The following is a 23,748-nucleotide window of genomic DNA, read 5'->3' as shown; positions in this document are numbered from 1 at the left end:
AGAATTTTAGACTCCTTTAATTAATTTTTCTGTTTCCTTTGGCCCACAATTTAGTAAAATATCTAAAATAGATAAATGTGGTATAAATTCCCCAAATAATTGCTTGTATGAATAATCTCTTATTCTTTGATAAATAATTTCTATATTCTCATTCTCAAAGTCTTTTTCGTTTAAATAATCTTGCCCTAAACTTCCAGAATAATAAGTACTGGCATTAAATTTCTGACACAACTCTAATACAAAATCACTTTTCTTACCTGTAATCCCTTCTAAATCTGATACATAATATAGCTCCGTATCAATGTTTAATTCACGGATAATAAAATGAATAAAATTCATGTTCATATCATTTAAATTAATCCAATCTTCCGAATAAAAACTTTCTAAATAATCCTTATATACATTAAAGTAAGGTGCATTAGAATAATTAATTCTTATTGCTTTCCAATGCTTCCGTTCCCAATCTTGAGTATTGTCTATCTTTAACTTATTAAATGGAATTTCTTTATAATTCTTCATTTGTATTGGAACAGTTAACCAAGACGCTCCTTGTGAAGTTTTAATACGATTCCTATTTAAAAAACCTTTTTTTTCAAATTGTGCTATATCATGAAATACAAACACATCTGATTTATGAATTTTTTCAAAAAAACCATACCAAGGTAAATAACTTGGTTGGTGGCCACTAATAATCATAGTTTAAATCCTTTCTTTTAAACAAAAACATTTTTTCAAAGCTGCCCCCCAGTATATCTTAGGTCTAGCAATCCCTTTATTATGTGAATATCCTAAATCCGCATACTTTAATTTATTATGAATTGCTAATTCAAACGCATCATTTAGTAGTAAATATGAAGATTGTGAATTTTTCCCTTCGGTATTGTTAATGTTAATCCAATAATATAAAACCTTTTTATCCATTATAAAAATGCTGGAACTAATTAATTCTTCTTCTAAGAATGCCCCTAAGAAAAGGATTTTTTCTTGCAAATTAAGAACTAAATGATAAAAAAACTCTCTACTAAATGAATAACTCGCTCCTATACTTGTATTATGTTCTTGATATAATTGGTAAAACTCATCTAATTCCGCTACAGTTATAGGACGAACTTCAACATTCTGTTTACGTGCATACCTAACACTTGTCCTAGCTTTCCCAGAACACGATGTCCATAAATCCTCAAACTTATTTGGCAGGTCTAACATATAAGTTTCTTTATAATCCCACTTTTCTTTACTATAACTTTGAAAAGGATTTATCGTTATAGGTAATAAAAGCTTTTGAATTTTATTTTCAAACTTCTTATTTATTATGGATTCATAAACTGAAAAATCTATTTTATCTTGGCCAATTATTATTGGACCTCCATAACCAATTAAACTTCCCAAAAGCCTACCATCCTGTACATACATAGGAGTTAAAACTACTGTATCTCGTGTTTCTATTAGTACTGGGAAAAATTGAACACCAGGTAATAATTCCATTAACTTTCCCCATTCGTAACTATGAAATACAGAACCATTGTATTCTTCCATACAGGCATCCCAATATTGGGCGTCAGTACATATTTCGATTTCCATATAATCACCTTTTAATTCTTATTCTCTAAATATTTCAGAATTTGACTACATATATACTTAAGGTCCTTGTCTACTAAAGGATATTTAAAAGGTATTGATAATACCCTTGGCCATAAATAATCTATATTTTCTGACTCAGTTGCGTACTTCGAAAAAATAGGAATTTCACTCAGAGGTAAGTAATTCCAACAAATTTGTATACCTTTTTCCGCTAAATGTACAGAACACTCATATCTATCAGATGATTCTTTGAATATAATGGTAAAATAGTTTAAATAAACATTCTGAGCTGAAAATATAATCTTAACGCCATACTTTTCTTCAATTTCCTGCAGCATTGTATAACACAGACTAGCGTTGCATATATTTATTTCTAAAATCTTCTTTGTTTTCTGTAGGTGTTTATCAATTAACAATGAACGTACTATAGACATTCTTTTTGGATTTATAACTTCCGTTTTCTCCGGTAAAGAATCTAATTTACTATTATTATAGGAGGGCAGAATCTCTAATTTCCTCCAATAATTAGTAAATAAACTCAGTACTCTACTCTTTTTTATTTTTATAGCTAATTGTGTTTTTAAATGATTCTTATAATCTAAAACCACTTCTTCCTTCTTTTCTTCATCCATGTCACATAATTCACTTATTGTACGATTAAGAAGTAACGCTCCTCCCCCAATACTTGGGATCGGTTTAGTTCCTCCAAAACTTAAAATACCAATGTCGCCTAAACTACCAACTGGCTTTCCATTTTGATAAGAAAACATTGCTTGTGCAGCATCATCGATGATATAAATATTATTTTCTCTAGCCCAGTCAATAATTTCTAAATCGTCATGACATCCATACAAGTGCGTAAGAATAATTGCCTTTGTATTAGCATTCAAATGTTTTTTTATTTTATTAAGAGAAATTGAATGATTAGTGTTTAAATCAATTAATACAGGCTTTGCTCCCACCGTTAATATTGCTTCTATTACATTAGGACAATTAAAGTTCGATAGAATTACTTCATCTCCCTTTGCCACTTTTAGATACTTTAAACCAACTACTAATGCAGATGTACCGCTATTAGTTAATACAATTTCTGCATCCGGATAAAGAGCTTGAAGACTTTTTTTAAGTTTAGAATCATTAGGTCTATATACACTTTTCAAAAAAAATACATGATCAGATATACTCCAAGGAGAAGAATATATGGGATACTTAATTTTCTTTGGATTCTTAGGATATAGATACTGTGTTTCCATACTTCTCCCCTATTATTATCTCTAGTCCTTTATCTAATGAAATAATTGGTTGATAGTTTAAAAATAATTTAGCTTTCTCTATTGAAGGGATTCTTCTAAAGATTTCAATACTAGAATTTCGGACTCCCTCTTCACCTAAATCAAGAAATTTAATTTTACTTTTATTGCCCATTAATTCATTAATTTTTATTGCTAGTTCTTCCATAGATATAGGTTTGTTATTGCCAATATTAAAATCTGCAAAGTTTTCTCCTTCATATTCAAAGGCTAGTATAGTTCCGTTAACAATATCACTTATATAACTAAAACATCTAATTTGCTGTCCATCTCCATAAATAGTAATATCTTTACCACTATGAGCTTGTTTTAAAAACTTAGAAATTACAAAGTTATCATTTTGTTGTGAACCGTACACATTAAAATAACGTACCACTCTAATTTTCAAACTATTACTAACATATTCTTTCAAATAATCTTCGGACATTAATTTAGCTTTTCCATAAGCTGATTTTGGAATTTTAATATCATTTTCTTTAAACGGAACACTCACTCCATCCCCATATACCTCCGAACTGGAAGAAAACAATAATTTTTCTATGCCATTTTCGGTACAAACCTGTACAATATTTTTCGTACCTTCAAAGTTCACCCTCACTACATCTTCTTCATTTAAACGGCAATTATCAACACCCACTAATGCAGCTAAATGGATTACCCCATCGACATCAATAAGATTTTCTCTTAATGTTGCAATATCTAAAATATCAATTTCCTTAAAAGGAACATCAATACTTGGTTTAAATTTATCAAATATAACTACTTCATACCCCCTTGCTAGTAACTCCTTTGTAACATGCTTACCAATAAATCCGCTGCCACCAATAACCCCAATTTTCATAAATATTTACCTCCCTATTTTTAATTGATATAGACTTTTTAAAGACGTTATAATATGTTCAACTTCATTGTCTGTAAGAGCACTATACAGTGGTAATGAAATAATTTGATTAAATATCTCTTCCGTTTTAGGTAAATATACGTTAAATCTCTCTTCATAATACGGATGCATGTGAACAGGAATAAAGTGAACACTTAGCCCAATATTTCTCTTTTTCATTTCTTGAATTACCTGGTCTCTACTAACAGGAGAATTAGAATTAATTTTTATAACAAATAAATGCCATGCGTGTTTTACACTTGGATTGTTAGTATAATTAGGTAACGTTATATACTCTTGAACCTCTTTTAATTCCTCTTGGTACCTTTCAGCTATTCTCTTGCGTTTTTCAATCATTTCATCAGCTCTTTTTAACTGACTAATACCCAAACTAGCTTGTAGATCCATCATGTTATATTTAAACCCAGGTAATAGAACATCATAACGCCAGCTTCCTTCTTCACCATAACGATTCCATGCATTTTTGGTGATACCATGCCAACCATATAATCTAGCTTTTTCAGCAATCGATTCATTTTTAGTGACTAACGCTCCACCTTCACCTGTTGTTATATTTTTTGTGGCATAAAAACTGAAACAAATAACATCTCCATGTGTACCAATTAAAGTATTATCATATTTTGTTCCTAATGCATGCGCTGCATCCTCTATCAAAAACAGTCCGTATTCTTTACATAATTTTTGAAGTTCTTTTAATTTAGCCGGATATCCAGCAAAGTGAACTGCAATAATTGCTTTCGTTTTTTTAGTGATTTTTCTTTTAACATCTTGAAGATCAAGACATAAATTCTCTTCATCTATGTCCACAAATACGGGTTTTGCACCTACATGCATAATAACGTTTACACTAGAACAAAAAGTAAAACTTGGAACTATTACTTCATCTTCTAATCCAACTCCCAAAGACAGTAATGCTAAATGTAATGCGGCAGTCCCTGAATTACAACTTACTACATGTTCAGTATTCAGATATTCTTTTAAATTCTCTTCAAACTCTATCACTTTTGGCCCCTTTGAAAGCCATCCAGATTTAAGGGCAGAAACTACCCTCTCTATATCTTCATCATTGATTTCCGGTCGATAAAAAGGAATAAACTCTACCATGTAATCACCTACAAACTTATAATATTTTTTTTATATACTGATTCATCTTTAAATATGTTTCTTGTGTCTAAAATTAAACAATTTACCTCATTAAGCAATTTAAAATTAATGCAATCATGATCCGTATGAACAATAATTAAAGCGTATTTGTCTAATTGACTTAGGTTTAAATCTATAGATTTTTTCAATGTGTTATCGCCCACAATGAGTTCCTCTATAAACGGATCGTAATAATCCACGTTATAGTCTTCTATCATTAAATCATTCATAATATCCAAAGCTGGCGATTCCCTAGCATCATTAACATTCTTTTTATATGCAACACCAACCATAAGAATATTCTTACCATCTTTATCATCTAGTAACTGTAGTGCTCTATTAAGAACATACTTAGGCATGTTTTCATTAATTTCCCTTGCCACATCAATCATTTTTGTTGCTAAATCCTTATTATTTGCAATCCACTTAAAATAAATAGGATCAATTGGAATACAGTGTCCTCCTACGCCAGGGCCAGGATAGAATTTTTGAAATCCAAATGGCTTAGTTCCTGAGGCATCAATTACTTCCCAGATATTTATGTTTAACTCATTACAAATTTGTGTCATTTCATTAATAAAAGCGATATTTATAAAACGATACGTATTTTCCAATAACTTAGCTGTCTCTGCTACTTCTGGACTGCTTACCTTATGAATATCCTTAATTAAGTTACTATAGAAAGCTGCTGCACAATCGGTACAATTAGATGTAACTCCACCTACGATTTTTATAATATCTTGAATTGAAAACGATTGATTTGCAGGATCGATTCGCTCTGGAGAGTATGCTACAAATATATCTACACCAATTTTAAAATTAGTTTTCTGTTCTAATTTGTATAAAACTTCTTCTCTTGTAGTACCTGGATAAGTAGTACTTTCTAAGATAATTAATGTACCTTTTTTAATGTATTTAACTATTTCATCCACCGCTGAATGAATATATGTTAAATCTGGTTGTTTACTAGTTCTTTCTAATGGTGTAGGAACACATATAACTACAACATCACATTCGTTTATATCATTCATTTCTGTACTAACAAAAAATCTATTTGTATGTAAAGCATCTTGGATTTCAGTATCTTGAATATCACTGATATAACTTATTCCACGTTCTAGTTTTCTTATTTTTGCTGAATTTTTATCAAAACCTCTTACCGCATAACCTACTTCTAAACATTTAAGAGCCGATGGTAGTCCAACATAACCTAGGCCTACATATCCAATACACGCATTTTTATTTGCAATTTTATCAACTAATAAACTTTTAGTTTCATTATTTAATACTGTGACCATTACTTATCACTTCCCCAAAAGATTTGATATTAAAATACTTACTAGCAAATAATAACTGTGCGTTCTAAAATCCCATGGATGCATATAAAATACTGAATTAGCAACAAACTACATTTTTAGCACTATCAATCCTCCTAATTTAATAAACATCTAAATTTGTAGAAATTCATGTGAAATATCAAGTTGTAATTTATATCTATAATATTCACACGTTATTTTTGGGATTAAATTGATATTTTTCTATTTTTTTACTTTCTCAATATATAATAATATTTATTGTTCAGAAAATTCTTTTTTCAAAAACCAAATATTTTTATATCATTAAAACAACATAATAGTTGTTATATCTACATTTAGTACGATTTTCATCCTTGAATAAAGAAAAAATTACGCTAATAATTATCTAATAAATCCCATTAGTTAGTTGTTTAAATGAACATTTAACCATAACTAAAATGGATAAATTTCATATTTTTTACTTTTCATTAAAATTATTGGAAAAAGATCTATCTGAATTATAAAAAACAATTTGAAATATATTCAAATTGTTGACATAACAGATAAATTTATTAACACTTGTTGATTTTGTAATAATTCTCAAATACATATACTGCCTAACGCTACCCACAAATCATAATGACGCATTATATCAAAAAAATCGCAACCCTTCACATTTAATGGGTGTTGCGATTTTTATGTACAAATAATTTTTTATAAATTTTGCGTTAACCTAATCATATCCATACATTGAATACCATTTTCATATATTTCTTCATTATAATTTCGTAAGAAAAAGTCCTTATCCACACTGGTTATTCTAAAACCACATTTTTGATAAAGACCTAATTGCATTAAACTAGAATTTCCTGTGCCTATTTCTATAGTTTTATATTTTTCTTTTTTAGCATAATCTATAGCAAATCTAAGTAGGTATTTCCCATATCCTTTTCCTTGCTCTTTTTCGGAAACTGCTATATTTATAATCTCAATTGTTTCAGTTCGGGTAGGGATTAAAATCATAATACCTACAGTAAAAGCATCTTTTTTTAAAACAAAACAATCTCCCTTTTTAAGATACCCATTAACTACTTCTGTTGAGGGATCAGCTAACAATAATAACTCCATTTCTTCCATGTTAATACTTGTACTTTTTTCTATATTAATTCCATCCCCATTATTTAATTCCATTTCTAACATCCTCCTAATTAATATTTTCAATTAATATCTTAAATGAATTCCTTCTTATAAGACAATATCAACAATAATATTAATATTTTGTAATAGACAGATTAATGAGAAATCCTTTTGGATTTCCAACACCCTGTCATCTTTTTGAATTTTATAGAATGAATATAATAAAATATGATAAAAACTATAAATTTCCCACTTTAAATTCACTTAATCCCTATAATAGGTATGTATGTTATTTTATTTCTGTTTTTTCATCTCTTCCATTTCTTCTTGCCATGTAGCACCAACACCACCTAATGGTGTATTCCAACTGTCTTCTTGTCGTTTAATGCGTTCCATGTCCGCATCACTCGGCTTAAATTCTTCTACTTCCTTACGTTATTGTTCCTTATTACGATGTTGTTCAACTTCGTTATTATTGGTAACTTCTTCGGACTTCTTATCTGCCTTTACACCTGCTGTACTAGGTGCGGGCTTATCATTCGTTTCTATATTCTTACCTTCGTTTATTTGAGGCTTGTGATTATTTGTATTATTTGGATTATTTTCACTAGATTGTACGCCTACGTTTTTCTCTTCAGTCCAGCGATTATTTTTTTCATCCCATCCAACAGAAATAACTGAATACATTTCCTTATCTTGACCAACATAATCCGCACCAAATAACTTACCATCCTTAAATTGAACTTGTATTATCGCTTGTGGCGCTTCATAAGTATATTCAATTAAGTCCGTATCATACTTCTTCGTTTTAAATGCACTTGTCGCATTACGGTGTAATTCCTTAGCTACTTCTTCATATGGCATACCATGTTTAAGTGCTTCAAAGTAATCGACAGGCATTGTTGAACTACTATCTTCTAATGGAAACTGATACTTTACAATATCAACTTTCCCCTCATTCTTGTCCATTTTAACCTCTTTGTTTTCATTATCCTTTAGCACATTGTCATCCAACTTTTGCGTGTCCTTTAATTCATCATGCTTTGCATCATCTACCTTCTTATCGGCTTTCTCATCCTTCTTCACTATCTGTTCATTCTTAGCTGTTTCTTTCTTGGTAAAGGCGTTCTCCTGACCACATCCCACTAATAAACTTGATAACAATAATCCTGCTACTAGATACTTTTTCATGTCCATTCCCCCTGTTTGCGCCATATTTATACAATAACAATAGCGCATTTACCTTATATTACCTAGGTACCGTTTGTAATATTACAACAATATATTAAAATATACAATTAACATTCTGCTATGCTGCCTATTACAAGATATCTTACGCGTTTAATTCTCTCAGTCACGCTACGGATTTCTCACACTTCTTTTGCACAATTTCTTCTTTTCCCCCGAGATGCAACCTCTAATGAAAACAAATGAACAAAATTTCGTTGATCTGATATGTATAGGTACTTATACATATCGATCATTAATACATTAGCAGTATCGACCAGTCAAACATTCTAATTAATCCCAATATTCATCCTAGCATGCGTTTCTCATTGTAAATAAAAAACGGCGAATCCTCCATGTAAGAGAATCCGCCATCACAAGTAACTAATCATTTCATATTTATTTTTTCATTTACTTTTGTTGGAAACTCGTCTGTCTTCACATCTTCCCAAGCTATTGCACTTTTTTTCAGTGTAATATACATGTAGAAATACTTCTTTACGAAGATTCAAGTTGTACCGCATGTATCATCTCACTATTTACAAAATAAAGTTAGGCTCAAAATTCTTACACTTGAACAACTGTTTTGTTTCCATACCGTTTATAAGCCTTTATAGAGGAATAGTATTGGTATGTCCAAGTTTGATAACTTTTTTGCACCAAAACCTACAACTGTTCTCATCACTACCATATCTTTATCAGTAATTATCTTCATTGTGGGTTCTTAAATTATACTATTTTCATAACATATGCAGAAGAAATATAACCTACTTGTTTTTAATCTGCCGTTTTAAATAGTGCGTTCTAAAACACTACTCTTCTTCTAAAATAGCGTAATAATATTCATCCCACCATTCATTCCCATGTGGTATGCACTTCCTAAAATAGCCTTCTCTTCTCATTCCAATCTTCTCCATCACTCGATATGATGGAATATTTTGTGGCTGACATGTAGCTATAATCCTATGTAACTTCATTTCCTTAAAGCCATATTTCAATGTAGCTTGTGCTGCTTCAGAAGCATATCCTTTATTGAAATATTTAGGATTGAATACCCAACCAATCTCATATGTATGCTCACCAAAATATTTATGAAAAACTATATGACCAATCAGAATATCTTTATCAATTAATAATACAGGAAAGTTCTTAGCGTTTTCACCAATGTTTTCATTCACAAAGTTTCTTGTATTTTCTTCAGTAAAAACCCCTTCAGGTATGTATTTCATAACATTGATATCTGATGTATACTCATGAACAGCTTGCCAATCTTTGAACTCAAATTTTCGCATTAATAATCTTTCTGTTTTTATAAACATTTACTTTTCCCCCTCAAAAAATTGCAACTATATTTAAAATCCACTTTTAACCCTTAAAACAAAAAAACTTGTAGGAATCTCTACAAGTTCTTTTTGTTTTAAGGTGAAAATACGTGCCTAACAAACTATCTTACAGCTTGACTTTAGAAACTTTAGGGGTAATGCTTTGACAAATATATTATATAACAAATATTAACATCCACGGGATTTATTTTTGAAAATTATGTGAATTAAGAAAGAAAGTAGTTTTTTTCTTAGATATTATTGTTAATAACTGATGGTATCATTATATTTCATTCTGCAACTTATTTAGAAGAGATATGTACATTTCGAAGAAGTTCTTCAATAAGTTTTGTTTTTTCATTTACCTTTGTAGCATATGTGAAATCACCATAACAATATGGATACCTAAAATTATTTTTATTTCCACCACAAGTATACATCGCTGGATTTTGATCAACTTTCATCTTAGAAAACTTTTTGGCTGAATCCTCCGAGTGTTGTTTAACTTCTTGACTAGCAATAAAATCAATATACCCTGGCCCCATATTATAGCTTTGAATAATTGTATCCATGCTAACATCTTTGTCCGTTCCATATTTGTACATTTTAGCAAAGTGTTTTACCCCTTGTTTAATGCTCAAGCTTGTCTCTTGAATTTCATTTGGCTTTAATCCAAGTGATTCGGATGACTGCATAGGGTCGTTTCCCTCACCTCTACTCTCTTGGTACATAATTCCTAATAAAACTGCAGTTTTCTCTCCTAAATTATATTTTTCTAATTCTTTTTTTAAGGTAGACTCATATTGCAATACACGTTTTTCGGTGGCTAGCGCTTTATTTTGTTGAATATTGGTTTTATGATTAAAATATAGCATTCCAAGTATTATTCCTAAGCCTAAAATACTAATAAGGAACACTTTTATAATTTGTTTTTTACTTGTATCCTTCATATATTCCTCCTCGTATAAAAAATTCAATTTTTCAAAGGTAATTGGTTATTTACAAACTATGTAATGAACATCTATCTCCCGCCCTTTTTAGACTCAAACATCAGTACTTTAAGGTTTCAAGTTTAATATAAAAATTTAAAGATAAAGTAAAGATAAGATAAAGATAAGATAAAGGGCATTTTTTATACGTACTTTAAAAGATAATGGTACAAAGGGAAATTTGTTGATATAAATGGATTTAGTAATAATGGAGATATCATTCCAGAAGATTTACCCTATCTTTTCAATATACTTCATATAAAAAATTACAACATAACATATAATAAAAAACGGCGAACCCTCGACGTAGGAGAATCCACCATCACAAATAAATGATTATTTCACACCTAGTTTTTCTTTTACTTTCTTAGGAAGCTCGTCTTCCTGCACTTCCTCCCAAGCTGTTACACCTTTTTTATCTAAATGATATACACGTAGGAATAGACCTACGCTACCTTCTTTCTTCACCTTCCCATAGAATTTGTTAACATTATCATCTTTCTCCTAACTAACATCTGTTACTTTTACTAATTTCATATGAGAAATCCCCTCCAAATGTACATACTAAGAATGAGATTTGATAGAAGATGCTTGTCTACATTTTGACTTTTCCAAAATACGAATAATATACCATTCGTTAATGGTCTGATTCGACTTTTCCTATTGAAACTGGAATATTTGGTCAAATGTATTAAACACGCAAATAACTTGATATCGTATCTCATGATTTTTAAGAATGATTCTGTTTTTCATTGTAGTAGTAAGGTTGTTTATCTCATATTGAATTACCTTTCATTTTTCTTACAAGCTCGCAATGTTTTTGAAAATACAGTTTATAAAGACGAGAATTATGATTTTTTGAGAGATAGCATTGAGGGGTTTTTCATATGCACTGTACTATACTCCCGTACAGATTTCATTTACAATTCATTGTATTTTCTTTACCGTTCACCAAGTTAAAATGGAACAAATTTATTACTTAGAGTGTCTATTATGTGTATTCCTAAAAATATGAAAGGACTTATTATTCCCAAAAGTAAAGTGATGTAAAAAAAGTGTGTATTGAAATACTTCATTTAAATGTTACGAGTTTAATACTTTCACAGGTAAACTATTACAAGTGTAAGCAAAAAAGAAACACCCTAAACAGTAACCGTTCATTCATATAAACGCTTTGGTTCTGCTTAGCCTGTTAAAATTCAACTTCAGAAGTATTGATATCCAACACCCACTTTAATTAACATCGGTATTTAAAATACCAAAACAAAATCCATATATTATTGAAAGAGGTTGAAAATTCATGTACGTTTTAAACAAGTTCTTTACCTACAAAAAGATTATACCTGTCGTATTACTTTCATGTGTAACACTAATAGGGTGTTCTAATAGTAATACTCCATCTGAACCACCTAAGCAAACAAAACAAATAAAGCAAATTAAACAAGAAAATACAGGTCATGATTCTTTTGTTAAGCTTGAAAAAGAATATAATGCTAAGCTTGGTATTTATGCTCTGGATACAGGTACAAATCAAACTGTTGCTTATCATCCAAATGATCGTTTTGCATTTGCCTCTACATCTAAATCATTAGCAGCGGGAGCTCTTTTACGTCAGAACTCAATAGAAGCTCTTGATGAAAGGATTACGTATACGCGTGAAGACCTTTCTAATTATAATCCAATTACTGAAAAGCATGTGGATACAGGAATGACGTTAAAAGAACTTGCAGATGCTTCTGTTCGATATAGTGACAGTACGGCACATAATTTAATTCTTAAAAAGTTAGGTGGCCCATCCGCATTTGAAAAAATCTTGAGAGAAACGGGGGATACGGTTACTAAATCTGAACGATTTGAACCTGAATTAAATGAAGTACATCCTGGAGAAACGCGTGATACCAGTACACCAGAAGCGATCGCTAAGACACTTCAATCATTTACATTAGGATCTGCACTTCCAACAGGGAAACGTGAATTATTAGTAGATTGGATGAAGAGAAATACGACTGGTGATAAGTTGATTCGTGCGGGCGTACCAAAAGGATGGGAAGTAGCGGATAAAACAGGCGCAGGATCTTATGGAACAAGGAATGATATTGCAATTATTTGGCCACCAAATAAAAAGCCAATTGTTCTTGCCATCCTTTCTAATCATGATAAAGAAGATGCAGAATATGATGATAAGCTTATTGCAGACGCAACTAAAGTCGTATTAGATACTTTAAAAGTTACGAATAAAAACTAATAAATTAATAGTTTTCAGTGTTAGGGAGTATATTCTCTGATAAGAGTAACCATACATGAACGTCAAATGATGTTAGAAAACGAAAAAACACGCAGTTCCATTTGGAATTGCGTGTTTTTATTTTGCTAATTTATTGGGGATAACCGCTTGTGTCATCCAGTGCTGATTGGTTTGCACATGGTCTTTTCGAACAAATTTCCCTACGGATTTTGAAAAATCATTATAGTGAAACGCATCCGTTAATCTAAGTACATACCCCTCCTGAATCCCTCCAAAGAGTGAAGTACCGTTGTAGCACGAACGAATTACCTTTTCATTATAGGGGCCACGATATAACACTGGAACATGTGCAAGGCCTAACTTTTTACACCATGCAACTGTTGCATCCCACGATAAACATTCATTTTTCTCATTCCATATTGAAAAGACATAAAAATAGGAAGTCAGTGCTGTGTAGTGAATGCTATGACAAGCATATACATTTTCACCACATATCCGCCAGCCTTCTGGAATTCTATACCCCATACTTCCTTGTAACGTTTTTACCCATGTTCTCGATGGGTGATGACCACTTGATAACGACCTTGCATGAATAGCATCTTTATAAAGGGATGTATTTTCACCATCTAACTTTTCTAGTACGATCACTTCTTGAGTTTCAAATCCGTCCATATTTTGTAGAACACGGTCATCACTTGTTACCCCTATCGACCAAGGAACGTGCAATGTTCGTGGATATTTTACAAGCATTTTTTTCACCTCTCTACTTCGCAAATGCATCTGCATCTCGGAAAAAATATAATTTCGTAAGCATCTCATCACCGCAGTAATGATAGATTTCACGTGCTGCCTCTTCCCCGCCATGTAACATCTTCATATGAAACTCTGTAATCATTAATACTTTCTCAATAAACTCCCATTCGAAACCAAGTTCCATTAAAAAGTGGCAAGCGATATGGGTACTGACATATTCGTGACCATAATACGAATGGTACCCTTTGAGCTTTTTAAATACACGGCAAAACGGTTTACCTATATCATGGAGTGCTGCAGCACTTTGCAGAAGAAATAAATCTTCCCCTACATAATTCTCTGTTAAATGAGCGTATACCATATATGTGTGCTGACATAATGGTAAGGAATGATAGGGGTTTCCTTGATCATATTGAAACATATCAGAAAAGAACGGGATGGTGTTTAGTCTTTCGTAGAATTCTTCATAACTTGAATACCTAGTTAGAAGTTCTTGAAATTCTTGTCTCGATATATTGTATGAACCTGGTGTATGCAGAATTTCGATTTGGTCCCATCCTTCCTCTTTTAATGGGAACTCAGCCTTTTTGTACATTTTTTCTAGTATCCGCTCTTCCACCGTTCGCTTTCGCTCTTGATTTCTCTTGAGGCATTCCTGATAGGGAGTGTCCACCACATAACATCGTTTTTCTAAATTCGGTATATCACGTAGGCGATGCAGTGCTTTCACACGGAATTCCCTCTCAATATTTGTCCCATCTAATATGACATTACGACCTTCCTCTAAGTGTTCACGAACGCGTTCCATTGCATAACGATATAACATTCCTGTTTTCCCTTGTTTCGTTTCACTATAAAACAACGTTTGGCGAAGTTCATCTGTCGCGACGATTGCAGCACGGTATTGTTTTTGAAGCATCTTTGCATACGAACTTTTTCCACTTGCAGGTAATCCAACAAGATATATTAGTGTAGGCATGTCTTCACCTCTCTTCTTTGTGCTATTATCTCATATATTCTAAAGTTCTAACATTATGAGTATATTTGCTCGGTTGAAAAATCACCTTAATATCGATTTTATTGGTATTAACACCTAATTTTACCAACTAATAACAAAAATAAATTTAAATATATTTATATTAAATAATTTAATAACAGCAGAGAGTCTCCTAGATTATTGAACTGTATACATAATTCATCAAGACAAACACAAAGGCTATAGAAAGTAGGTTATCGTATTGAAACAAAAGATTCTAACAGTGGCAGTCCCTATCCTATTACTAACAGGAGTTGGATATTTAAACAGTGAAAAGGAAAACAAGCCAGCGGCAGCCGCTCAACAAGAAAAAAATCATTCATATTAACATTAGCCCATTCTTCTGAGGAATTAGAAAGTATAATGATAGAACGATGAAAACCTCTCATATCAATTAGAGAAATTTTTTTATTTGATTCAATTTAAATTCTTATTTTTAACATTATCAAAAAGAGTTTCATGGAATCGTTATAAAAATAAAATCTTTATAATGTAATATTCACGTATCGAAAATAAGAGAAGTTGATGCATGGTGCAAAACAAATTTAAAGTGGGAGATATCGCATATCTTAGAAAAGAATTAGAAGTACCTGAAGTTAGGCCCTTTTTATTATTTAATGGAGCTCCTGGTACTATCCTTGGCACTTCGAATCGTATCACTGATACATTAAAACTCTATTCTATTCGGGTTACCAATCCAAGGAACGGAAAAGAGTTCGATCTAGAAGACGTAGTATTGGAATCACATTTACTTTCTGAAAACGAAAAAGAAGAACAACAAAGAAAAGATGATGAATTTCTAAAGATGTTAGATTATGTAGAAAAGCGCAGAAAAGAAATATACCTTGGATAAATGTATGCCCCACTTCCTTATTAAGGAGTGGGGCATGTTTTCATACTTCTTTATGATAGTCTTCTATAAGTTTATTGATACAAGATAAGCAAGCGATGGATTCAGCACACAGGATGTTCTTCATGACAAATTGAACACCACACCCATGCGTCTCCTCCTGTTTCACCATTACAGTTTACTCTAAGTCCCGCTTTACTTGTTCGTTTATGGTTTCTTGTAGTTCGAATAAGATGATGCACAATCCGCTCTGGTTTTATGTAATCTATTGGCTTGAATCGTTACTTAAATATAAAGGGTGTCTCGGGAACCTATCCTTTTTTTCCTAAGGCAGTGTAAATCGTAACCTCTGAATAACTCATGAATATCTTTATACCGATTGTGATATCTACAATTTTCTCCCCAAGCAGCAATCGACATATTTTCCATTAAAGTTTTTTCTTTCCAATATTTCATCTAACTTCGTACGATTAATTACTTCCTGTAGTAGTCTTTCTACTGTATCTATTTTTATCTCATTTGGTTTTCTCAATATTTTTCACTTCTATTTTTTGATTATTATGACTGGCACCTGCTCGGTGTCGGAAACTTCACTGTAACCATAATAAAGTAGAAAAAACAATAAAATAATTGTCCAAATAAATATAAAAACTTTATAACTATACTTCATATGAAAAACCTCATTTTCCCTATATAAGTGAATGTACATACACCCTATAAATCCAATTACATAAATTATTGGATATTTTAGCAGTAGAGAATCATTAAGTATTAGAAATTGTTATTCATAAACATATCCAAGAAATCTTCTAAAAAATATCATCTAGGCATTTTAACAATTTATCAAAATGCACAGATAATATTTTTACGTTTAGCTAAGTAATGCTTTTTATGTAATAAATCCTTATCTCTATTTCACCTTAATGTTTATATGTACAAGAGTCTGTGTAGCAACTAGACTGTACTTTAAATATGTACTAAATTGTGTGTGGGAAAGGAAGCACATTTTATTTAAAGTTTTTACTTTAAACCCCTTAATTAGTTGGTAGTCTTCTTCATTCAGACAGAAAGGAAATTTAAAGTGTACACTTATTTTCAACTCAGACTCTTTACTACACACACTCCTATACACATAAAACATCTATAACTTTCGTAATATTACAGAAACAAAAAGAAATATTATCGAAACAATAATAACATTAAGTAATAGTTTTGTAACACAAATGTAACACAATACATTTAATCGTACAATACTTTTTTAGCTAATTATCAACAAAGTTCTGTTAATATCGTTCAAATTTAATAATGTTCCCATAAAGTATTACATATTGCTTGTAAAATGATTTTTCAAAATATAACGAATCATACCATGACAGAGGAATATTAATTCAATTTAAGAATAAATGGATTGATATCTTTCTAGCTTTTGTATCCCAATCATGTTGTAGAGCGGATTATGGTTATCCAATAAATGTAGGTGACCATGCACAAGCTAAGCCTTCTAAATAATTACTGTAACTAAAAAAAACAAGTAATTATACTTGTTTTTTTTAGTTTACTTTCCAATATCGAAACAGTTTTATGTGCTTTCTTTTCCTGTCTACATTATTGGATGCATATCTTACTAAAGATAGCTTCTATTTTTTTATGATTCTAGTGAAGTAATTAATTGCTGACGTTCTTTATCTCTATAAATTTTCATTTCATGTTTAAACTCGTAATTTCCTACTTCAAATCTAGCCCATTCCTTACTTGTCCAATATACTACATCTACATTTTCTCTTAAGATTGCAGAACACACATCCACTAATTCATCTTCGTAAAATGGAGCCTCTTTTGCTAATTCAAAAGCAAGCACTTTTGGATCCTTAGTTTTAATTTGAAGTTCCCTAGAGGTTTGTCCTAAATACTGCCATGGCGATGGTATTGATTGAACTTTGGCATCTCCCCTATCTTGAAACTGTGATGGAGAATCATTTGTTGAAGCAAATGTAGGTTTACTTACTCCTATTGCTGTTCCTAAAACAATAGAACCAATAATAAGTTTTTTAATCATTTTTTCAGCCCCTTTAATAATTTTGGATATGCTTCATTTTTATACCACGTTCATGATCATGTAAATGAAGATAATTTTACATAATTATGCATTTTTCTCGAAAGATGCATATTAATTACGCACCTTAAATTTACTCAAAACAAAAATTGTTGGTTTAATAAAACTTTTTTGTCATAAGTATACACTTTTGTATAAAAATTAGTTTTAAAAATATTTGCATACTTATTGATAAAGCTTCCTGCTATCCGTTATTCGAAGCCAGTTTATCTCCACCTACTCACTTCGCATTCCTTGAAGAAGGAATCTTCTTGACTAAAATGATAAAAAAAGTTGGGGATTCCCCCAACTTTTTAATACGTCTATTGTCTGATTAAACCTGTAGATGTAACCCGATATGTTCTTTTCTTTCCTATATATTCCTGTTTTCCATTCTCAAGGTTAGTTAAAGTCGCTCGTGTTTTTTCCTTCGCCACTTCCCCTTCTATATGAGTAAATTCTATATAATCTCCCTCTTTTATAGGTACTATTTGGGTTTCAGCATTTTGTTGTCTATTTCCCATAATTTCCTTATTGTACATAACGCTACCAGATGAGTTCTGGACTTTAATACTTGCATACGTGCTATTGAAATAAGAATGCGGCACACCAGCTTCTAATTTGATTTTCAGCTCTTCTGCTGTTTTATTATAATCTACTTTTGCAATTTCTCGATCACTATATCCTTTTAGGGACCATGCAAATTGTTTCCCTACTAAAATATCAGAATTTCCATTTGTAATTTCTACTTTTTTCTCTGCAGTTCGATCAAATATGTCTGTTAATATAATTTTAGCAAAAGCTGTTTGAGGCAATTGCATAGTTTGACTTACCTCAGTTTTGTAAGACTTAATATTATCGATTACTTTCAAAGGTTGTCCCATTAACTTTTCATTGTCATAGATTTCAATTTTCCCTTTAAACTGTGGAGTACTTTGTTCTTTCAATTTCCATGAAACATTTAATTTTCCATCTTCAAAGCGAGTATTTTGAATATCAAAATCTAAATTTCCCATTTCTGGTTGACTAGGCTGATTTATATTAAAGGTTTTTCCAGTACCAATAGTTGATTGAGTATTTCCTCCTGCCCTAACCCATAGATATTCTGAAGTTGCTCCTCCATCGTATTGATAGGACGTATCATGTTGCCCAGAGATACGCTGATTATTCCAAGAATTCCATTGTTTATCTGAAACTTTTCTGCTGTATCCATTTTTAAGACGTGCTTCTCTTACATCTTGTCCGTTACCAGCCCAGTCCTCTTGAAACATCGATAAACCATAGTTAAATGCCACATTTGCAACTGGATGATCCATAATAGCAACTAATTTCCATTGATTTAATTTATTATCTTTTATCCACTGGCCAAACTTTGTATGGCCATCTTCTTGCCAAGAACGTAGAGTCATTCGATACCATTCACTATCTTTCCAATTATAAGTTGTTTGTACCTTTAGGCCTGTTCCTTCTCCACCAAATCTACTGGCTTCTGAAGTCGACGATAAATATTCAGCTTTTATTGCTTGGTTTGATGCTATTGGATCCCAAAGCGCAAAGTGAAGGGTACGTTTACCGGATTGATCAAAACCACTTTGTTGTTGGAAGCCAGCATAACCACCACCCTCTCCCCCCTGATTCCAGTTATGCACGGCCCAATACGTATAAGGTGCTGTTTGGACTGGTGACCAGTCTATGCTAATAATATCTGAAGCACCAGTATTTTGTGGTGTTACATAAACTGATGGGGCATGAGATCGGATTGCTGCCTCTGTACTAGAAATTGGTGCTCCATACGTTGATATCATGGTACAAACCGCTGAAACCATAACAATTTTTTTTATTCTTCCCCTTGTTTTTACTTTAAACATAACTTCCTATCTCTTTTAAAATTATATTAGTTACATTGAATAATAAATCTATATATCACATTAAGTTAATTACGTAATAAAGTAACATTAGCTTTAAAATCTAGATATATTTAATGTTTTTTTCACTGCTATTATTAATCAAATTATATTATTTTGTATTAAAATCGTATGTTTTAGGATTAAATATAAAGTGAAAGTTTTATAAAATTTCATAAATATGTAGTTTTAGATATTTATGATGAAAGACCCACTAAATAACTTAATTGATTTTATGAAAGACTTCCTTACTTTATTGATTACACTATTAAACCTAGAATTGTTTACCAGAAAAATGTTATGTAAACTTTAAATTTGCTGATATCTTATCATTAGTTAGAAAGAGCATACTTAAAAACGTAGACTCCTTTAGGTATCCAAACATTACATATATAACAAACATAAAAAAATAACATCGAATTCTTCTGTTAGTTTATTTAATATTTAATGACGTAGATAATGTATTCCAAGGTGCATTTGTAGATGTATTTTGATATTTAAATTGCCCATTTTGCTGTCCTGAAGCATCCCATTTATATTCCCAACCATCAACTGTTCTATCACCATTAATATCAATCATCTTAGAATCTACTTTTTTTAGTTTTTGACCACTCATTTGAGCAATTGGATTTCTTCCATATCCCATTTCATTTGTATAAATGTATAAATAGCTCCCTCCGTGATCTTTAACTGTACTTAAATTATTAGGACCAATAAATTCAACCCCGCCTAATTGAGATTCAACTTTCACCACATTTAATGATGTTAATGGTGGTGCAGGTGCTGCGGATACATCAGTCGCTAAGCCAACTGTTGCTCCCACTACTAATGATGAAACTCCTATAATCATTCTTTTTAGCATACTCTCATCCCCTTTCGATTTAATACAAATTGATTCTATCATAATAATTTCATACATTTCCTTCCCTTTAAAAGAGTTAACAAAAAGTACCTATTTACATATGAAATTGTGCATATTCATTGCTTTTTACCATTTATACTTATCATAAATCATACTAAAGCATAATTAGTTCTCTCCCCTGATTGACTTACCACATTTGGCCCCATCTCAAGGTGACTATTCTAAGAACTAAAAAATGGTACATAGTTCACTGGTTTAACAAATAAATAATAGAATTGCAAAGTTACCTTAATTTAAGTTGGCTTTTCCTCTAAGTATTATAAGTAAGATCCACCACTTGCATCAATTAACTCACCAGTTATCCAACGACTGTCTGATGATGAAAGAAAACCTACAATATCAGCTATATCATTAGGTTCTCCCCACCTATTAAAGGTCGATAAACCTGCAGCATATTTTTGTCCATCTCGGTTACCCAATGTCTCAGCGTTCATTTCTGTGTTAATTATGCCTGGGAGAATTGCATTTACTGTAATACCACGAGCACCAAGTTGTTGAGCTAAAGTATGAGTGAGTGTATTTATTGCCCCCTTAGATATACTGTAGGCAAAAACACTTGGGGAGGCTACCCTTGTGACAAAAGACGAAATATTTATAATCCGGCCTTCATCTCTTAAACGTGGCAAAGCCTTTTGAATAATGAAAAATGGAGCTTTCACATTAATATTCATTACCTCATCAAAAGACTCCTCTGTAGATTCCTCTAACGTTAACACCTGCCCAATTCCAGCGTTGTTTACAAGGATATCAAATGTAGTATCACCTATATATTTTTGAAGAGATTGATCCATCATTGAATACAATTTATTAATGCCATTAAAAGTACTTAGGTCTGCACGAATCGCAAATGCGGAACCGCCATCTTTTTTAATTTTATCCACTACACTTTCTGCTTCTTCTTTTCTTTTACTATAGTGAACAACGACTAACGCACCAGCCTGTGCCAAATGTAAGGCAATACTTCGACCTATCCCTCTACTAGCCCCTGTTACTAATGCAATTTTCCCCTTCAATTTATTCATCTCATCATCCCCTTGTTTAAAAAATTCTACTTAGTTATATCACAAGATACCCTTTGAAATGTTGCTCACTAATTTGATATCCATAAAACCAAAAGGCCCACTCATAATTATAAGAGTCGGCCTTTTCACTTCACATATTCATTAGCTTTACATACAGCATCCCTAACTGTTATGTACTTTGTACTAAGTATAATAAAGACTCTAAATGGTATTATAGGTAAAGCCAACTTAAACTAAAGTTAATTCATATACATTTTGCTTAGAGTCTCTGCCTTTAAACAGTTCGTTTAGGATTCTATGCATATATTCAATAAAATTTCAGCAATGCCTGTATTTTTCATCTTTCATATTTTTGTTTCTTAGGCATGAGCATACTTAGAAAAATCCTAAAAACTAGTTGATAATCTTTTAGAATCTAACTTTCCTATAATACTCTTTGCTATTTCTTCAATATTTTCATTTAGAAAGAAATGATTACCTTCAAAAGAATGAAATGTACACGTTTCACTTGTATATTTATTCCATTTTATTACTTGATCATATGTAGTAAATTCATCATTTTCTCCATTAAATATAAGAAAATCAATATCACATGGTTGTATATTATTATCATGAATATATGTCTCGACAATCTTAAAATCTGCTCTTAAAATAGGGAGAAAAATCTCCATTAATTCTTCTGATTGAAGTACCCCAGATGGTGTACCTCCCATTGCAATAACTTCTCGTTTAAATTGTTCGTTAGAAAGATTATGTCGGATATTTTTTATTTTACTATTTGGATGGTTTCTACCGGACAAAACAAGAAATTCAGGTAATACGTTATTAGAATCCTGTATTTTTCTGGCTACTTCATAAGCAATCAAACTTCCCATGCTATGCCCGAATAGAATGTAGGGCGAAGCGTCTATTTGCTTAACTATACTGGTGTAGGCATCATTTACAGCCTCTTCCATACTTTGGTACAATCTTTCTTCAATTCTATACCCTCTACCAGCTAACTCTATTGGGACTACTTCAATATATGGATTAAAGTGATTTTTCCATTTTGCGTAACTAAACGCAGATCCCCCAGCATGCGGAAAGCAAAAAAGTTTAGTCTTCTGCATTGATTTTCTCCTTTCTTTCAAATTTGTATATATTTTGGCAAATTGTATAAATGTCTTTAATTATTATCTCTTGTGGAAATTCATCTCTTGTTGCACAAGCAGATAACTTATAATTTGGATCAATGTTATATTGTTTAAAGTAAAAGTTGTTAGGTATATTCTTGTATGAAATTAAAGTTGATGACTCTTTTTTTATAGAGAATGAATTTAACGGGATATAAAGCCCTTTTCCAATCGTTTTTATATAACTTTCTTTTAATGTCCATAAATCATAAAAATAATTAATTTGTTCATCAGAATTTATATTAGATATATCATAAAATTCTTCCTCTGAAAAAAATTCATTTGCTAATTTAAGAGCCTCTATCTCTGAAACCTTTTCTATATCAATACCCACATTAAAATTAGCAGTAGTACAAACCACCCATTCTCCTGAATGTGACAGATTAAAATGAAAGTCAGAAAAATTTTCAACAAAAGGTTTTCCATACTCATTATATTTAAATCTAATTTCTTCATTATTAATTTTATACTTTTGGCAGATTAGAGATCGGATTAGTAAATCCCCTATCAGGGTCCTATTAACGTCGCATGAGTTTAATAAACGCTTCATTCGTTCTTTCTTCTCATTTGAAACTAAGTTACTAAGTTGCTTAAACAAATGACTTTCAATATTCTTTGGTATTTTCACAGCTTGAATGTGTATGATAAATCACTTCCTTTTTTAAAAGATGGCTTCATATATGTGCGTTACATAAATTCAAATTAACTTTATTAAATTGCAAATACAATAGAAAAGGTGCATATTTACATATCAATGAAAATATACACCTTTCCTCAGTAATATCATCAAAGCATTAGCTTCTATTACAAAAAATAGAGAGCATTTACATCATTCTATGAGCAACTC

The 23,748-nt window shown here is 31.4% G+C and carries 20 protein-coding genes and 3 pseudogenes; 4 read left to right on the top strand and 19 right to left on the bottom strand.

Annotated elements, in window-relative coordinates:
• Nucleotides 1-6: 6 nt before the first annotated feature.
• The 11 genes and pseudogenes from C4S65_RS15190 to C4S65_RS35195 all read right to left on the bottom strand — a co-directional run bounded on the left by C4S65_RS15190 (nucleotide 7) and on the right by C4S65_RS35195 (nucleotide 11,373).
• Nucleotides 7-696, bottom strand: a complete 690-nt coding sequence (locus C4S65_RS15190; protein WP_061667968.1) for a WbqC family protein — start codon at nucleotides 694-696, stop codon at nucleotides 7-9.
• Between the two features lie 3 nt (nucleotides 697-699).
• The gene (locus C4S65_RS15185) at nucleotides 700-1,581 is read right to left on the bottom strand and encodes a GNAT family N-acetyltransferase (protein ID WP_000401943.1); all 882 of its coding nucleotides are present in this window, start codon (nucleotides 1,579-1,581) and stop codon (nucleotides 700-702) included.
• 11 nt (nucleotides 1,582-1,592) lie between these two features.
• Complete coding sequence (locus tag C4S65_RS15180) at nucleotides 1,593-2,834, bottom strand: aminotransferase class V-fold PLP-dependent enzyme (RefSeq protein ID WP_103945281.1); 1,242 nt, start codon at nucleotides 2,832-2,834, stop codon at nucleotides 1,593-1,595.
• Nucleotides 2,809-3,732 (bottom strand): NAD-dependent epimerase/dehydratase family protein, encoded by a 924-nt coding sequence (locus C4S65_RS15175; RefSeq protein WP_000690427.1) that lies wholly within the window; start codon nucleotides 3,730-3,732, stop codon nucleotides 2,809-2,811. The genes C4S65_RS15180 and C4S65_RS15175 overlap by 26 nt, the downstream gene beginning before the upstream one ends.
• Nucleotides 3,733-3,738: 6 nt before the next feature.
• Nucleotides 3,739-4,896 carry a DegT/DnrJ/EryC1/StrS family aminotransferase gene (locus C4S65_RS15170; RefSeq protein WP_003308659.1) on the bottom strand — a complete coding sequence of 386 codons (1,158 nt, stop codon included), beginning with the start codon at nucleotides 4,894-4,896 and terminating at the stop codon, nucleotides 3,739-3,741.
• An 8-nt stretch (nucleotides 4,897-4,904) separates the two neighbouring features.
• A complete protein-coding gene (locus C4S65_RS15165; protein WP_061667971.1) occupies nucleotides 4,905-6,233 on the bottom strand; it encodes a nucleotide sugar dehydrogenase in 1,329 nt (442 codons plus the stop codon).
• Between the two features lie 711 nt (nucleotides 6,234-6,944).
• Nucleotides 6,945-7,421, bottom strand: a complete 477-nt coding sequence (locus C4S65_RS15160; protein ID WP_000422449.1) for a GNAT family N-acetyltransferase — start codon at nucleotides 7,419-7,421, stop codon at nucleotides 6,945-6,947.
• Nucleotides 7,422-7,661: 240 nt separating this feature from the next.
• A pseudogene (locus C4S65_RS34380) lies at nucleotides 7,662-8,558 on the bottom strand (hypothetical protein).
• A gap of 848 nt (nucleotides 8,559-9,406) precedes the next feature.
• On the bottom strand, nucleotides 9,407-9,913 hold the full coding sequence (locus tag C4S65_RS15150; protein WP_000470156.1) for a GNAT family protein: 507 nt from the start codon (nucleotides 9,911-9,913) through the stop codon (nucleotides 9,407-9,409).
• A 305-nt stretch (nucleotides 9,914-10,218) separates the two neighbouring features.
• Nucleotides 10,219-10,866 (bottom strand): lysozyme family protein, encoded by a 648-nt coding sequence (locus C4S65_RS15145; RefSeq protein ID WP_086790668.1) that lies wholly within the window; start codon nucleotides 10,864-10,866, stop codon nucleotides 10,219-10,221.
• Nucleotides 10,867-11,241: 375 nt separating this feature from the next.
• Nucleotides 11,242-11,373 (bottom strand): hypothetical protein, encoded by a 132-nt coding sequence (locus tag C4S65_RS35195; RefSeq protein ID WP_000711426.1) that lies wholly within the window; start codon nucleotides 11,371-11,373, stop codon nucleotides 11,242-11,244.
• Nucleotides 11,374-12,205: 832 nt separating this feature from the next.
• Here C4S65_RS35195 and blaIII point away from each other — a divergent pair.
• Nucleotides 12,206-13,150 (top strand): class A beta-lactamase BlaIII, encoded by a 945-nt coding sequence (gene blaIII / locus C4S65_RS15135; RefSeq protein WP_061667083.1) that lies wholly within the window; start codon nucleotides 12,206-12,208, stop codon nucleotides 13,148-13,150.
• Nucleotides 13,151-13,267: 117 nt separating this feature from the next.
• On the opposite strand, the gene C4S65_RS15130 is transcribed toward blaIII, so the two are convergent.
• Together C4S65_RS15130 and C4S65_RS15125 are read right to left on the bottom strand one after the other, a co-directional pair.
• The gene (locus tag C4S65_RS15130) at nucleotides 13,268-13,900 is read right to left on the bottom strand and encodes an RNA ligase family protein (protein ID WP_061667084.1); all 633 of its coding nucleotides are present in this window, start codon (nucleotides 13,898-13,900) and stop codon (nucleotides 13,268-13,270) included.
• A 13-nt stretch (nucleotides 13,901-13,913) separates the two neighbouring features.
• Nucleotides 13,914-14,882, bottom strand: coding sequence for an AAA family ATPase (locus C4S65_RS15125; RefSeq protein ID WP_098838675.1), 969 nt, complete (start codon nucleotides 14,880-14,882; stop codon nucleotides 13,914-13,916).
• A gap of 259 nt (nucleotides 14,883-15,141) precedes the next feature.
• Here C4S65_RS15125 and C4S65_RS35190 point away from each other — a divergent pair, with 259 nt between their 5' ends.
• The 3 genes and pseudogenes from C4S65_RS35190 to C4S65_RS35685 all read left to right on the top strand — a co-directional run.
• Nucleotides 15,142-15,267, top strand: coding sequence for a hypothetical protein (locus tag C4S65_RS35190; protein ID WP_003307055.1), 126 nt, complete (start codon nucleotides 15,142-15,144; stop codon nucleotides 15,265-15,267).
• Between the two features lie 201 nt (nucleotides 15,268-15,468).
• On the top strand, nucleotides 15,469-15,792 hold the full coding sequence (locus tag C4S65_RS15120) for a hypothetical protein (protein WP_000250487.1): 324 nt from the start codon (nucleotides 15,469-15,471) through the stop codon (nucleotides 15,790-15,792).
• A gap of 1,350 nt (nucleotides 15,793-17,142) precedes the next feature.
• Nucleotides 17,143-17,298: pseudogene (locus C4S65_RS35685) on the top strand (DUF2278 domain-containing protein); the annotation flags it as partial.
• Nucleotides 17,299-17,434: 136 nt separating this feature from the next.
• On the opposite strand, the gene C4S65_RS15115 reads toward C4S65_RS35685, so the two are convergent.
• From C4S65_RS15115 to C4S65_RS15085, 6 genes and pseudogenes are all read right to left on the bottom strand, one after another.
• Nucleotides 17,435-17,845 (bottom strand): hypothetical protein, encoded by a 411-nt coding sequence (locus C4S65_RS15115; RefSeq protein WP_061667086.1) that lies wholly within the window; start codon nucleotides 17,843-17,845, stop codon nucleotides 17,435-17,437.
• 277 nt (nucleotides 17,846-18,122) lie between these two features.
• Nucleotides 18,123-19,749 (bottom strand): annotated as a pseudogene (locus C4S65_RS15110) (DUF3472 domain-containing protein).
• Nucleotides 19,750-20,218: 469 nt separating this feature from the next.
• Nucleotides 20,219-20,704: a DUF4879 domain-containing protein gene (locus tag C4S65_RS15100; RefSeq protein WP_000272950.1), complete on the bottom strand. Its 486-nt coding sequence runs from the start codon at nucleotides 20,702-20,704 to the stop codon at nucleotides 20,219-20,221.
• Between the two features lie 260 nt (nucleotides 20,705-20,964).
• Nucleotides 20,965-21,729, bottom strand: coding sequence for an SDR family oxidoreductase (locus C4S65_RS15095; protein WP_001037514.1), 765 nt, complete (start codon nucleotides 21,727-21,729; stop codon nucleotides 20,965-20,967).
• Between the two features lie 386 nt (nucleotides 21,730-22,115).
• Nucleotides 22,116-22,838, bottom strand: a complete 723-nt coding sequence (locus tag C4S65_RS15090; protein WP_001172943.1) for a thioesterase domain-containing protein — start codon at nucleotides 22,836-22,838, stop codon at nucleotides 22,116-22,118.
• Nucleotides 22,825-23,451, bottom strand: a complete 627-nt coding sequence (locus C4S65_RS15085; protein ID WP_098379506.1) for a 4'-phosphopantetheinyl transferase superfamily protein — start codon at nucleotides 23,449-23,451, stop codon at nucleotides 22,825-22,827. Before C4S65_RS15085 ends, C4S65_RS15090 begins: the two co-directional genes overlap by 14 nt.
• Between the last annotated feature and the right edge of the window lie 297 nt (nucleotides 23,452-23,748).

The sequence above is a fragment of the Bacillus sp. ok061 genome (assembly GCF_900108285.1).
GTDB lineage: Bacteria > Bacillota > Bacilli > Bacillales > Bacillaceae_G > Bacillus_A > Bacillus_A thuringiensis_S.
The sequence above is the reverse complement of the archived record's forward strand: the minus strand, read 5'-3'. Positions and strand labels throughout refer to the sequence as shown.